Origin of the sequence: Streptantibioticus silvisoli (genome assembly GCF_027947535.2) — a bacterium.
Lineage (GTDB): Bacteria > Actinomycetota > Actinomycetes > Streptomycetales > Streptomycetaceae > Streptantibioticus_C > Streptantibioticus_C silvisoli.
Genome location: NZ_JAAGKO020000069.1, coordinates 1 through 13,699, shown reverse-complemented (window position 1 = coordinate 13,699; position 13,699 = coordinate 1). Strand labels below are relative to the sequence as shown.

The 13,699-nt window shown below is 73.0% G+C and carries 9 protein-coding genes and 1 pseudogene; 7 read left to right on the top strand and 3 right to left on the bottom strand.

Annotation, left to right across the window (positions count from 1 at the left end):
- Window positions 1-83 precede the first annotated feature (83 nt).
- The 3 genes from POF43_RS30625 to POF43_RS30615 all read right to left on the bottom strand — a co-directional run bounded on the left by POF43_RS30625 (window position 84) and on the right by POF43_RS30615 (window position 5,398).
- Window positions 84-2,861 (bottom strand): MFS transporter, encoded by a 2,778-nt coding sequence (locus tag POF43_RS30625; protein WP_282704871.1) that lies wholly within the window; start codon window positions 2,859-2,861, stop codon window positions 84-86.
- Window positions 2,862-3,119: 258 nt separating this feature from the next.
- The gene (locus POF43_RS30620) at window positions 3,120-3,563 is read right to left on the bottom strand and encodes an SRPBCC family protein (protein WP_271326073.1); all 444 of its coding nucleotides are present in this window, start codon (window positions 3,561-3,563) and stop codon (window positions 3,120-3,122) included.
- Between the two features lie 356 nt (window positions 3,564-3,919).
- Window positions 3,920-5,398, bottom strand: coding sequence for an MDR family MFS transporter (locus POF43_RS30615; protein WP_271325843.1), 1,479 nt, complete (start codon window positions 5,396-5,398; stop codon window positions 3,920-3,922).
- A gap of 329 nt (window positions 5,399-5,727) precedes the next feature.
- On the opposite strand from POF43_RS30615, the gene POF43_RS30610 reads away from it, so the two are divergent.
- From POF43_RS30610 to POF43_RS30585, 7 genes and pseudogenes are all read left to right on the top strand, one after another.
- Window positions 5,728-6,420, top strand: coding sequence for a TetR/AcrR family transcriptional regulator (locus POF43_RS30610; protein WP_271317113.1), 693 nt, complete (start codon window positions 5,728-5,730; stop codon window positions 6,418-6,420).
- 208 nt (window positions 6,421-6,628) lie between these two features.
- Window positions 6,629-6,940 (top strand): annotated as a pseudogene (locus POF43_RS35245) (helicase associated domain-containing protein); the annotation flags it as partial.
- A gap of 211 nt (window positions 6,941-7,151) precedes the next feature.
- On the top strand, window positions 7,152-7,424 hold the full coding sequence (locus POF43_RS30605; RefSeq protein WP_271325138.1) for a helicase associated domain-containing protein: 273 nt from the start codon (window positions 7,152-7,154) through the stop codon (window positions 7,422-7,424).
- 382 nt (window positions 7,425-7,806) lie between these two features.
- Window positions 7,807-8,163, top strand: coding sequence for a hypothetical protein (locus tag POF43_RS30600; protein ID WP_271325136.1), 357 nt, complete (start codon window positions 7,807-7,809; stop codon window positions 8,161-8,163).
- 17 nt (window positions 8,164-8,180) lie between these two features.
- Entirely contained in the window at window positions 8,181-10,337 is a 2,157-nt protein-coding gene (locus tag POF43_RS30595; RefSeq protein ID WP_271325137.1) for a tetratricopeptide repeat protein, read from the top strand.
- Between the two features lie 1,165 nt (window positions 10,338-11,502).
- Entirely contained in the window at window positions 11,503-12,009 is a 507-nt protein-coding gene (locus POF43_RS30590) for a hypothetical protein (RefSeq protein ID WP_271325918.1), read from the top strand.
- Between the two features lie 239 nt (window positions 12,010-12,248).
- Window positions 12,249-13,699: tetratricopeptide repeat protein (locus tag POF43_RS30585; protein WP_282704870.1), on the top strand; the 1,451-nt coding region annotated here is incomplete at its 3' end.

The following is a 13,699-nucleotide window of genomic DNA, read 5'->3' as shown; positions in this document are numbered from 1 at the left end:
CGCGGACCGGCGCCGGGCACCGGCCAGCACCACGGACCAGCCCACCGCACCGGACGGCACCGCCGACCGACACCCCGCACCGTTCAGCACGGCCGCCGCACGGCGGCCCCGGCACCGCGTGCGTCGCCGTCGGGTCGGTCCTCGTGGCCGAGTTGGACGTCGCGTTCGGTGCGGCTACCGCTGTCGATCCGCAGGACGGTGGCGACCGGCGGGTAGCCGGCGGCGATCACCGTGTAGGAGCCGGCGGTCAGGTCGGTGAAGCGGAAGGCGCCGTCGGGGCCGGTGGTGACGGAGTCGACCACGTTGCCGGCCGTGTCGAGCAGCGTGACGCGGGCGGCCTCGACGAGTTGGCCGCCGGGGGCGCGCACCACACCGCGCAGCAGGGCACCGCCGGCGAGTTCGATGTCCTGCCGGGTCTCCCGGGATGCCTGGACGCGGACCGGCAGGGCGGCCGGGCGGAAGGCGGGGGCGTCGGCCGCGAGGGTGTAGTCACCGGCCACGATGTCGGTCAGGGCGTAGGACCCGTCGCACTCGCTGCGGGCCCCGGCGACCACCTCGCCGCGGACGTCGGTCAGCGTGACGACGGCGTCCGGCACGGGAGCCCCGTCGGCGGTTCGCACGGTCCCGGTGAGGTGGCCGGCGCCGCCCAGGACGACGTCGAGGTCGACCGGCCGGTCCGTCACGGTGACGCTGACGGCCTGCGGTCGGTGGCCGTCCGCCGCCGCGATCAGCACGTGGGCGCCGGGAGCGGGGGCGTCGAGGGCGTAGTGGCCGTCGTCCCCGGTGGCGCCGCGCCCCACCTGGTGACCGGCCGCGTCGATGAGGGTGAGGGCGGCTCGCACGACAGTACTGCCGTCGGCGTGTCGCACGGTTCCGCGCACCACCGCACCGGGGCCGGCGGCGGAGCGGGCCCCGGGCAGCGGCACGGCGGAGGCGCTGTCGGGGGCGGGGGCGGGGGCCGGACCGTTGGGGATCACCGGCGGAGTCTCCTTGAGGAGGAAGGCGGTCAGGAAACCGAGGACGAGCACGGGGACGAAGTACAGGAAGACGTGCGGCATGGCGGCCGCGTAGGCCCGTACGTAGCCGTCGCGCAGCGGGGCGGGCAGGGCGCGCACCAGTTGCGGGGTGATCGAGTCGGGGTCGGGAAGCCGTACGGAGTGCGGCAGTTCGAGGGCGAGGCGGTGGCGCAGGCGCTCGGAGAAAACGGTGCCGAAGACGGCAGCGCCGACCGAACCGCCGATCTGGCGGAAGTAGTTGTTGGCGGAGGTGGCCGCGCCGAGGTCGGCAGGCCGGGCCGCGTTCTGCACGGCGAGCACCAGCACCGGCAGCACCATGCCGACGCCGAGGCCGAGAACCGCCATCCAGCAGCTGTAGACCGGGCGCGAGGTGTGCTCGTGCAGCCGGGACAGCAGCCACATGCCGACGGCCGCCAGCGCGCAGCCCAGCAGCGGGTGGGCCCGGTAGCGGCCGGACCGGCCGATGAGCTGACCGGACAGGACGGAGGCGATGACGATGCCGCCCATCATGGGGAGCATCAGCAGGCCGGAGCCGGTGGCGGAGGCGCCGTCGACCATCTGCAGGAACGTCGGCAGGTAGCTGGCCGCGCCGAACAGCGCGACGCCGATCACCACGCCGACGAGGGAGGCGACGGTGAAGACCGGGTCGCGGAACAGCCGCAGCGGGATCACCGGTTCGGCGGCGAAGTGTTCGGCCAGCACGAAGAGGGCGGCGCTCGCCAGCGTTCCGGCGCCGAGGCCGATGACGGTGTCGGAGCGCCAGCCGTACCGTGTGCCGCCCCAGCTGGTGAGCAGCACCAGGCAGGTGGAACCGCTGGTCAGCAGCAGCGCACCCAGCACGTCGAACCGTCCGCGGACCGCCGGGCACGGCAGTCGGAGCACTGCGGTGACCACCGCGAGGGTGACCAGGCCGAAGGGGACGTTGACGTAGAAGCACCAGCGCCAGGAGGCGTGGTCGGTGAAGAAGCCGCCGATCAGCGGGCCGGCGACGGAGGCCAGGCCGAAGGCGGCGCCGACCAGGCCCATGTAGCGGGCACGGCGGCGGGGCGGGGCGATGTCGCCGATGATCGCCTGCACACCGATCATCAGCCCGCCGCCGCCGACGCCTTGCAGGCCGCGGAAGGCGATCAGCTCGTTCATGGTCCGCGATCGGCCGGCCAGCGCCGAGCCGATGACGAAGGTGAGGGTCGCGAACTGAAAGACCGGTTTGCGTCCGAACAAGTCACCGAGCTTGCCGTAGATCGGCAGGCCGACGGTCGAGGCGAGCAGATAGGCCGTCACGACCCAGGACATCCGGTCCAGACCGTGCAGTTGGCCGACGACCTTGGGCAGCGCGGTGGCCACGATGGTCTGGTCGAGCGCGGCCAGCGACAGGGTGAGCATCAGCCCGAGGAAGACCAGCCGCACCCGGCGCGCGGAGAGCGGTACGGCGGCGGGGGCCTGCGCCGGGGAGCCGGAAGTCCTGGCACCACGCCCGCGCGTCCTCGTACCGACCGGGGCAGCCGGGGCGGCCGTGCCGTCCGCGAGCGTCGCCCGGGCGCCGAACGACGCGTCTGCGTCGGCTCGTTGGGCTGCGTCGGTGTCGGCTCGTTGGGGACCGTCGGTTCGTTGAGCTGCGTCGGCGTCGGCTCGTCGGGTTGCGCCGACGCTCGGGACCAGGGCGGAGGTCGTGATCGCGACGTGGTGATCCCGGGGCGCGGGGCCGTGCGGGAAGGGGCCGTGCGGGAAGTCGGGCGGGGTGGGTTGGTGTGCGGGAGCGGCGGGGTCGGGCCGGGCCGTGCGGTGGTCGGCCGCGGGGGCGTCGGCCGGGGTGGCCGTGGCGCGGGCGCCGGTGCGGTCGCGCACGTACTGCTCCCCTCGTCGCGTTGCGAAGGCCCATTTGTCGCATTGCGCGTCATGGAGGAGCAACTGCGGCGAAGTGGGATTCCGGCGACCGAAGGGGGCACAACTGGGCTGCGCGAAAGGCGAGTTGGCGGCTCAACTGGGGTTTTGGCGGCGGGCGGCGCACGCGGGGCGCGCGTTCACCCGCCGCCGGGATCACCCGAACCGGTGACCCTGGTGAACCGCGGTGGACGGCCGTGGGAGGCGTCGACCGCGGGTCGGCTACTTCTCGACGTGCTCGGCGAGCTTGGCGAGGACGGCGCCGTGGATGCGGTTGAGGCCCTTGGGGGCGAAGGTCCGCTCGAAGAAGCCGCCGATGCCGCCGGCACCGGCCCAGACCGTCTCGACGACGACCTTGGCGTGACCCTCGCCGGCCGGGGTGACGGTCCAGGTGGTGACCATCGTGGAGTTGCGGTCCTTCTCGACCAGTTGGCCCGGGGTGGGCTCGGACACCTCGAAGAGGCAGTCGCGTACCCGCTTGGAGGTGGCCTGGAGTTTCCAGTGCACGACAGTGCCGGCTCCGGCACCGCCCTCGCGGACCTCGTACTCGCTGAACTGCTCGGGCAGCAACTCGCGCCGGGCGTGCGCGTAGTCAGCGAGGGTGCCGAACGCCGCTTCGGGGGTGGCGGCTACGACTCGCTCGGTGGTGGCCTCGACCTGCGCCATCTGTTCCGTCCTCGGGGTCTCTTCGGGGACCGGTTCCCGGGTTTCGGCTTCCGGGGGGTCACCCGTTCTGTCGGCAAGCCAACCACCACGCCCGACCCGGCCCAAATCCGCCCCCTCCCACCCCGGCGCTCCGTTGCGCACCCCAGCGTGCGCGCCGCCGCCGCACGCCGGTGCGCGGCGCCCCCAGGACACCGCGCACCGCAGCAACTGCCGCACCCGACTCCGGCACCGACCGCCGACCGCCGACCGCCGACCGCCGACCGCCGACCGCCGACCGCCGAGACGACCACGGCCGGGCGCCATCAGCCGCCGCGAAGGCCACCGGAGGCACCGAAAGCCACCGGCGGCCACCCGGATCAGTACTCCGGCACCTCGATCTTGCCGTGCACGACGTCCTTCATCTCGTCGGAGAGCGGCTTCTCCCGCATGACGAGGGCGAGGACGAAGGACAGGGCCATGAAGGGCAGGGTCCACCGGAAGACGGTGTGGAAGGCCTGGACGTGGCCGGCCGTGGCGCCGGGCGGGACGTGGGCGAGTCCGGTGGTGAGGATGGCGCCGAAGAGCGCGGCACCGAAGGCTCCGCCGATGCTCTTGAAGAAGTTCAACGCGCCGGTGGCCACGCCGAGATGGCGGTGCTCGACGGCGTTCTGCCCGGCGAGCAGCGCGACCTGGACGAAGAAGCCGAGGCCGGCGCCCGCGACGGCGAGGGGGACGACGAGCTGCCAGGCGGCGGTGTGCTGCCCGGCCAGCGAGACCATGTACATGCCCGCGGCTGTGAGGACCGCGCCGATGACGGGATAGACCTTGTACCGCCCGGTGCGGCTGATGAACGGACCGGCGACGGCGGTGGCCGCGACCAGGCCGACGAGCAGCGGTATGACGAAGAGCCCGGCGGTGAAGGCGGACCGGTGCTGGACCGTCTGGAGGAACAGCGGCACGTAGAGCATCGCGACGAACAGCACGAGGGTGGCCAGCAGGAACTGCGCGGCGGCGATGACGAAGACGCCGCTGCGGAAGAGGTGGAGCGGGGTGATCGGTTCGGCGGCGCGGCGTTCGACCAGCAGGTAGCCGGCCAGCGACAGCACGCTGACGACGACCAGGGTGAGCACCGGAGCGGAGCCCCAGGCGTAGCGCGAACCGCCCCAGGTGGTGAAGAGCATCACGGCGCTGGTGAACACCGCCGCCAGCAGGCCGCCGGCGACGTCGATCCGGCCGCGGGCCCCGGCGGCCGGGCGGGGCAGCCGCAGGCGCAGCGCGACGATGACCAGGGCGAGGACGCCGATCGGCAGGTTGATGTAGAAGATCCACCGCCACGACAGGGTCTCGGAGAACAGCCCGCCGAGCAGCGGACCGGCGATCAGCGCCAGCGTGGCGACGATGCCGACGGACGCCTGGTACTTCGAGCGCTGCCGGGGCGGTACGACATCGCCGATCACCGCCATCACCAGCGAGTTGAGCCCGCCGCCGCCGATGCCCTGGAACGCCCGGAAGAGGATCAGCCAGGTCAGGTCGCGGGCCGCGCCGCAGAGCGCGGAGCCGACGAGGAACAGCACGATCGCGATCTGGAAGATCCGTTTGCGGCCGTACATGTCGCCGAGCGTGCCGAAGATCAAGGTGGTGATCGCGCTGGTCAGCAGGTATCCGGTGGCCACCCACGAGGTGCCGGACAGGTCGCCGAGGTCGCGCCCGATGCTGGGCAGGGCGGTGGCGACGATCGTCTGGTCGAGGTTGGAGATGAACAGCACCAGCATCAGCGGCACCAGCAGCATCGTGATGCGGGCAGGGGCGGCGCCGCCGGGTTCGGCAGTGGGCGGCGAGAGCGATTCGACGGACATGGGGCCGTCCTCCGGCGGTCATGGCGCGATCAATGGGTGACTACAGCGATAACGTAAGTCAGTTACTCTTTCGCGTCAAGCGCGATATTCACCGCCTGCATCAATCGCCGCGACCCACCGCCACCCACCACCCACCGCTCCCTCTCCCACTGGCACCCCGCCTCCCGAAACCCCTCCCGAAACCCTCCCGGGCCCGGACACCCCCGGGCACCCTCGAACGCCTCCGCCCCCCGAACACCGCGCGCCGCGAACGCCCCCGGCAAGCCATAGGCGTGGGCTGTAAAACGAAACTCGCTTGACTTTCGCCCCGACCGTTCTAAGGTGGCCCGGTGACCCCGCCGAAGCCCCGCACCGCTGCCGTACCGACTGCCGACGACGCGGGGCGGGCGGCTCCCGGTGCGGGGCTCGGCCTGCGGGAACGCAAGAAGTGGCTGACGCGGCGGGCGATCCTGGAGGCCGCGGGACAGCTGTTCGAGGAGCACGGCTACGAGGGCGTCACCGTGGCGCGGATCGCGGACGAGGCGAACGTGTCCGTCAAGACGCTGTTCACCTACTTCGACTCCAAGGAGGACCTCGTCTTCGGCGACGAGGTCGAGACCCGGGACGCCCTCGTCGCGGCGGTGCGCGAGCGGCCGGCGGGTGCGTCGGCGCTGGAGGGCATGCGGGCCTTCCTGGCGGAGCTGGCGGCCTCGGCGGACGACGTCCACGGGCTGGAGGGGTTCCACACCACGTTCGGGGAGGTGCCGGCGCTGCGGTCGCGGCTGCTGGTGATGTTCGAACGGTTCGAGGAGGCGCTGGCCGGACTGCTGGCGGAGGAGACCGGCGCGACCGGGGATGATCCGACGCCCCGGCTGGTCGCGGCCCAACTGGTCAGCCTGCTGAGGCTGATCACCTCGCAGGAGGTCCGCCGCCGCGTCGACGCACGGCCGGCCGCCGAACGCCGCGCCGCCCTGCTGCGATGCGTGGACGACTCCGCCGCACTGCTGTCCGGCGGCCTCGCCGGCTACGCGATCCGCACCTGACCCGCCCCCGCCGCCCCTCGCACCGCCTGCACCGCCCGCACCGACCGCGCGCCAGGCAGGACGACGCACCGCCCACGACCGAACGCGGCGCGCTACGTCGCACGCCGAGCCGCCGCACGGCCGAACGCGCTTCCGCACAAGACACGCCGACCACACCTCCGCCCGCCAGGCGCCCCCGCCCGCAAGACGCCCCGCCCCGCGCAAAACGCCCGACAGCGAGACCGGCTACCCCCTGGGCCGCTGGATCTCCCAGCAGCGCCGTGAGTACGGCGCGGGCCGGATGAACGGTGCCCGCGGCCGGCGGCTGGAGGAGCTGGGGATGGTCTGGGACGCAGGCGACCACACCTGGCAGGAGAACCTGGCGGCGGCCCGGGTGTGCTACGAGATGAACGGCACGCTGGCGGCTCCGCGCGGCGCGACCTGCCTGGACCGGCCCATCGGCCAGTGGCTGTCCAACCTCCGCCGCCCCGGCGCACTCGACGACCACCCCGAGCGGGCCGCCGCCCTGACCGCTGTTGATCCGGACTGGCGGCCGGCCTGGCCGATCGAATGGCAGCGGGCATACGCGGGGGTGCGCGAGTGCATCGCCGGCGGCGCCACCGTCGCCGACCTCCTGCCCGGCGTCACCGTCCACGGCCAGGACATCGGAACCTGGCTGATGATGCAGCGGCAGCACGTGATGTGGAACCGGCTCTCCGAGGAGCAGCGCGAGCGTCTGGCAGCGCTGGGGGGTGGAGCCGCTGCCCGAGCCGGTGGACATCACCCCCGTGCAGGCGGCCCCCGAGGCGCTCTCCGGCGCCTTCGGACGGGGCGTACAAGCCCTGCGGCAGCACCGCGACCGCGAAGGCACCGTGACCGTCCCCAGAAACCACATCGAAACCCTCGACGACGACACCGAAGTCCGACTCGGCGTATGGCTCACCAACACCAAGGCGCGGCGGGCCGGGCTCGGCGAGACGCAACTGGCGGCGCTCGCCGAACACGGCCTGAACTGGGCAGGATGATCACACCGGACAGCCGCACGACCGGCGAACGCCGCCAGCCGGCGCCGGCCCGGGCACCAACACCGAGCGGACGGCGGACGGCGGCAAACCCCGAAGACCACCGCCCCCGCACCGACACCACCCCGCCCCGGCCCACCGAACGGCAACACACACACCGTGCGCCGCCGGCCCCTCACCGAGAACACGACACCCGGCGGAGTACTGCCCGGCAGGAGGCACTCGCCAGCCCCGCCGGCGACATCGGCAGGGGCCGGGATGCGGTGGAACTGCGGCCGGGCCGGGAGGCGTCTCCCACTGCGGCACCCGCCCTGGCGGGGGCCGGGCCGGGGGACGTATCGTCAGCTGAAATCTGGCGGCCCGTCAGAAATGCGGGGGAGTCGGCATGCCACAGGCACGGAAGATCACGATCATCGCAGCGGCAGTAGCAGGGATTCTCTCCACGCCGCTGATCTGGCTGCTCAACAGTCCCGGCGCAGGAGAACTCGTCGCAGCCTCCGTCCAGGGCGCCGTCGCCATCGCGGCCCTGATCTGGGCCCTGTTCCAGCAACCCGCCCCCGCTCCTGCTCCTGCCGCTCCTGCCGGGCCCGACGACCGGGCCACCCGCACCGGCGAAGCCGACCACGGCGGCAACACCGGCATCCGGCGGCCCGGCGGCCACGGAAACGGCTCGGCCAAAGCCCACCGGACGGGAAGGGCCAGCGGCAAGGGCTCCAACACCGGCATCGACTACACGGACTAGAAACGGGTGCAGCTGTCATGGCCAAGGAGTCGTCGCCCAAGGACCGGGGCGAGACGTCCGTCCCCCCGGTGACCGTAACGGACACCGGCGACGCCGAGGCCGACGAGGGGGGCACGGCGGTGACCGGCTACAGCGGCCCGGCCCCCGGACCCGACTCCGGGTCGGTGGACGTGTCTAACACCGGGAACGCCAGCGCTACCGGCAATAGCATCGCCGTCAGCGGCCACATCGGCGAACTGCACATGCACCAACAGCCGTTACAAGAGCCGGTCGCCTGGCCGATCCTGGTGGGCACGGTCCCTGCGCTCGCGTCGGCGTTCCAGGAGCGTCCGGGGACGCGGGAGCGGATCGACCGGGCGCGGGCCGGCGTCAGCACCGTGGTGCTGACGCAGGTGCTGTCCGGCGGTGGCGGGACGGGCAAATCGCAACTGGCTGCCTCCTACGCCCGCCAAGCCCTCACCGACGGCACCGACCTCGTCGTGTGGGCCCCGGCGACCACGGCGGACCAGATCGTCGGCGTGTACGCGAAGGCAGCCGGCCTGGTACGCGCCCCCGGCGCCGGCGGCCGAGACGCCGAAGCGGACGCGCAGGCGTTCCTCGCCTGGCTGGCGACGACGTCCCGGTCGTGGCTGGTGGTCCTGGACGACGTCACCGACCCGGCGGCGACGGCCTCCTGGTGGCCGCCGGCATCGGCCGGAGGGTCGGGGCAGGTGCTGGCCACCACCCGGCGGCGCGGCGCCGCCCTGACCGGCAGCGGCCGCACCCTCGTGGAGATCGACACCTACACCCCCACCGAAGCCGTCGCCTACCTCACCGACCGCCTCGACCGGGCGGGCTTCGGGTACCTGCTCGACGGAGCCGAGAGCGAGATCGCCGAGGTACTGGGCCGCCTCCCGCTCGCCCTCTCCCACGCCGCCGCCTACATGATCAACGAAGACATCCCCTGCCGCGCATACCGCGACCTCTTCCAACAGCAAGGCGCACGCCTGGACGACCTCCTCCCTCAGGACGCCGACGCCGAAGACTACGGACGCCAGGTCGCCACCGCCCTCCTGCTCTCCCTCGACGCCGCCCGGGACACCAACCCCGCCACCGTCCCCGTCCTCCGAATCGCCGCCCTCCTCGACCCCGCCGGACACCCCCACGCCCTCTGGACAACCCAAACCATACAAAACCACCTCGACGGCGCGGACGGACAAAAAGCCGTCCGCGCCCTGCACAACTACGGACTCCTCACCATCCAGCCCCCTCCCCCCATAGGGCCTCGCACCGTCACCCTCCACGCCCTCACCGCCCACGCCACCCGCGACACCACCCCCAGTGCGGAACGCCCCGGCACCTGCCTCACCGCCGCCGACGCCCTCCTCGAACTGTGGCCCGACCCCGACCACACCGACCGCGCACTCGCAGCACTCCTCCGCGCCAACACCACCATCCTCACCCCCCACACCGGCGACCACCTCTGGCACCCCGAAGGCCACCCACTCCTCTACCGCACCGGCATTAGCCTCGATGCTGCCGGCCTGTACAACACGGCCATCAACCACTGGGAAACCCTCACCCACCAAGCCCACCGCATCCTCGGACCCGACCACCCCGACACCCTCAGCGCCCGCAACAACCTCGCCCTCTCCTACTGGCAGGCCGGGCGCACCAACGACGCCATCACCCTCCAAGAACAGGTCCTCACCCACAGCGAACGCCTCCTGGGACCCGACCACCCCAACACCCTGACCACCCGCCACAACCTCGCCCTCTCCTACGGGCAGGCCGGGCGCACCGACGACGCCATCACCCTCCAAGAACAGGTCCTCACCCACAGCGAACGCCTCCTGGGACCCGACCACCCCAACACCCTGACCACCCGCCACAACCTCGCCTCCTCCTACTGGCAGGCCGGGCGCACCGACGACGCCATCACCCTCCAAGAACAGGTCCTCACCGACCGCGAACGCCTCCTGGGACCCGACCACCCCAACACCCTGACCACCCGCCACAACCTCGCCTCCTCCTACTGGCAGGCCGGGCGCACCGACGAGGCGATTCTCCTGTTGGAGCGTGTTGTGGCTGACAGCGAGCGGGTACTCGGCCCGTCGCACCCCTACAGCGTCACGGCGGCGGAGGTGCTGCGGGCGTGGCGGGAGGCCGGCGGAGGTTCCGGTCGCTCGCGTTGAGGAAGACGCCGGCCGTGACGGTCGCCGGGTCCCTCGCCCCGGGGGTGGGTGTGTGTTGGGCCGGGTGTGGCCGGCGGGCGGACCGTGCCGTTGACGTGAACATCCCGCCTGCGGGGTTCTCCTGACACCGCTGCCGGGTCCGGTGGCAGGAACGTGTCCGACGCCGGCAGGAATCCGCCCGCCCGGCAGGCGGTCGTCGGCCCCGGCCGCGAAGCCGCCACGACCGGGCAGGCGGTGAAACGGCCGACCGGGCGGAAGGCTTCTCCTGCTGCGGTACCCGCCTCGGCGGGGACCGGACGATGGACGTACCGTCAGCTGATCCGGCGGACCGTCAGGGATGCAGGGGAGCTTCACAGACCTGGTGGGGGCCGGTTGGCCAGGTCGCGAACGCGGCCGTGCGCCGTGCGCCGTCCCGGCGGCGTTCACGCCGGTAGTCGGCCTCCAGGCAGCAGGCCCTCGTCGCGCAGCAGCCGCAGCACGATGGCCTGCGGGACCCGGTGACCGTCCCAGCGGCACATCGCCCCGACCCTGCGGCGGCCCCGGACCGGATGCACGCGCGCATGCCGCTGCGCCGCGCCATCGACTCTCCCCCGTGCGGGGCGGGGCCACGGACCACGGCCCCGGACGCCCCACCCGGCCCCGGCCCGGCGGCAGGGCCAGACCCGCTCGGGCACGCCGACCGCCTGCGCATCCTCGGCCCCGACCATTCGAGCACCCTCACGATGCGGCGGACTGGCGTACTGGCAGGCTCAGGCGTCGGGGTAGAGGGGTGTCGTCTCCCCGACGCGTGGGGCTGTGCATGTGGAGCCGCAGACGCGACGCCCGCTGAACTGCGACCGGGCGTCAGCGTGTACAGCCGGGGGCAGACGGTTCCCGAAGGACAGCAGCCGGTACGGAAGGCTCGCGTGCTTCCTTACCGGGTCACGACTTCCGGGGCCTCGGGCAGGGTCACCCGCCTCGGCGGGCCGAGGGGCAGCCGGGCTGTGGCGGGCGGGGCGGGGCGGGCGGGGCGTGACAGCCTGCGCGTGCATTCCAGTGGTCGCGTCGGGTGGCCCCGGGAACTGCTTGTGATTGCCGAACGTCGTGTCGGGTGAACTGTGTGTGGCTGCCCGGTGCCGGGAAGGCGGCGGGGCGGCCGGTCCGCGAAGACGATAGGGGACGGGGCATGCTGGCAGAGGCGCTGACGGGGTTGGCAGCGGCAGGTGGCGGCGCGGTGGTCCAGGCTGCGGGTACCGATGCGTGGAACGGGCTGCGGCACCGTGTCCGGGAGATCTTCGGCCGGGGCGATGCCCTACGGGCGCAGGGCGCGGTCGATCGGCTGGAGGACACCTCGCGTGTGCTGGCTGCGGGTGTTTCGGGGGATGTCGCCGGGCAGCGGGAGCGGCAGGAGGGCGTGTGGGCCGGGCGGTTCGAGGCCCTGCTGGAGGGGCTCGACGATGCCGGGCGGGAGTCCGCGGTCGCGGGGCTGCGCGACCTGGTGTCCTTCGTCGCTGCTTCCTGCGGTCAGACGGCCTTCGCCACGGGCCGGGCGGTGGCCCGCGACGGGGGCAGTGCGACCACCGGGATCAGGACCACCGGCGGTCGCCAGGGCTCGGCCCGGGTGGCGCACACCGGGGACGCCGAGGCCACAGGAGCGGGCTCCAGCGCCGTCAGCGGCATCGTCAACGACTAGCGCCGCCCCGAAATCCGCAGACCAGACAAACACACATTGGGGGCGGCATGCGACGGCCGTGGCGCAGGAAGAACCCGGACGCGAGCGGCACTGCGGCCGCGGAGGTGGAGGCGGCCGACGGCGGCCGGGGGCCCGTGGATTCCGGCGGTGGCGGGGGAACGAATCAGAAGGTGTGCGGCAGCGGGGCTGCCAGCGCCGGCCCGGGCGGATTCGCGAACAGCGGCATCTACAACCCCACCGTGAAGCTGCCGGCCGAAGTCTTTCCCGCCCCGGCCGGGGTGGAGGCTCCGCCGGGGCTGGACAACCTGCCGGCGCTCCCGGACACGTTCGTGGGCCGGGCCCGCGAGCTGGAGCAGTTGGACGCGGCGCTGTCGGGCGGGGGGACGACGGTGGTCCAGGCGGTTCACGGGCTGGGCGGGATCGGCAAGAGCACGCTGGCCGCGTACTGGCTGGCCACCCGCCCCCACGGCCACGCGCCGGTCCGCTGGATCACCGCCGACAGCGCGACCGGCGTCCAGCAGGGCCTGGCCGACTTCGCCACCGCCCTGCGACTCGGTCCGGCGCAGGCACTGACCGTCGAGGAACTGGCCGCATGCGCCGTCCAGTGGCTCAAGACCCACAGCGGCTGGCTGATCGTCCTGGACAACGTCAACAACCACGCCGACATCCAGCAGTTGACCGCCCACATCCGCAACGGCCGGTTCCTGATCACCAGCCGGCTCGCCACCGCCTGGCCCGCCACCACCACCGTGCTGCGCCTGGACGTGCTCACCCCCGACGAATCCCTCAAGCTGCTCACCGGCATCGTCACCGCCCACCACCCCGGGCGGAGCCTGGACGGCGCGGCCGAGGTGTGCGAGGAGCTCGGGCACCTGCCCCTGGCCGTCGAACAGGCCGCCGCCTACATCGCACAAAACCCCCTCACCACCCCCCGCACCTACCTCGACCTGCTCACCCGCCACCCCGCACGCATGTACGAAAAGAGCGCGGTCGCCACCCCCGCCGAGCGCACCATCGCCCGGACCTGGACCATCACCCTCGACCGGATCGCCGAACACGAGCCGACCGCCGCCGACCTGCTGCGCACCCTGGCCTGGTATGCCCCCGACCACATCCCCGCCGCCCTCCTCGACGCCGGCTCCACCGACCCGGCCGCAAGCAACCATGCCATCGGCCTGCTGAACACCTACAGCATGATCACCGCCGATGGTGCCACCGGCACCGTGGCCGTCCACCGCCTGGTCCAAGCCGTCGCCCGCACCCCCGACACCACCGACCCCCACCGCACCCCCCACCTCATCGACCAAGCCCGCCACCACGCCACCACCGCCCTGAACAACGCCCTGCCCGCCACCACCGAAGCCCCCGACACCTGGCCCACCTGGCGCACCCTGCTCCCCCACACCGACACCCTCACCCGACACACCCACCCCGACACCGACACCCCCACCACCGGCCGCCTCCTCAACCAGGTGGCGCTGTTCCTCGAAAACCAGGGCCAGCCCGGCCGGGCCGCCGCGTACCTCCAGCGCACCCTCGCCAGCTACACCCGCATCCTGGGTGCAGACCACCCCGACACCCTCACCTCCCGCAACAACCTCGCCAGCGCCTACCAAGCAGCGGGCGATCTGGGGCGGGCGATCCCACTGCACGAGCAGAACCTCACCGACCGCACACGCATCCTGAGCCC

Coding starts and splice junctions, on each gene's coding strand:
- POF43_RS30620 (WP_271326073.1), bottom strand. CDS start 3,563: ATGGCGCAGGTCGAGGCCACCACCGAGCGAGTCGTAGCCGCCACCCCC.
- POF43_RS30615 (WP_271325843.1), bottom strand. CDS start 5,398: ATGTCCGTCGAATCGCTCTCGCCGCCCACTGCCGAACCCGGCGGCGCC.
- POF43_RS30600 (WP_271325136.1), top strand. CDS start 7,807: ATGCCACAGGCACGGAAGATCACGATCATCGCAGCGGCAGTAGCAGGG.
- POF43_RS30595 (WP_271325137.1), top strand. CDS start 8,181: ATGGCCAAGGAGTCGTCGCCCAAGGACCGGGGCGAGACGTCCGTCCCC.
- POF43_RS30590 (WP_271325918.1), top strand. CDS start 11,503: ATGCTGGCAGAGGCGCTGACGGGGTTGGCAGCGGCAGGTGGCGGCGCG.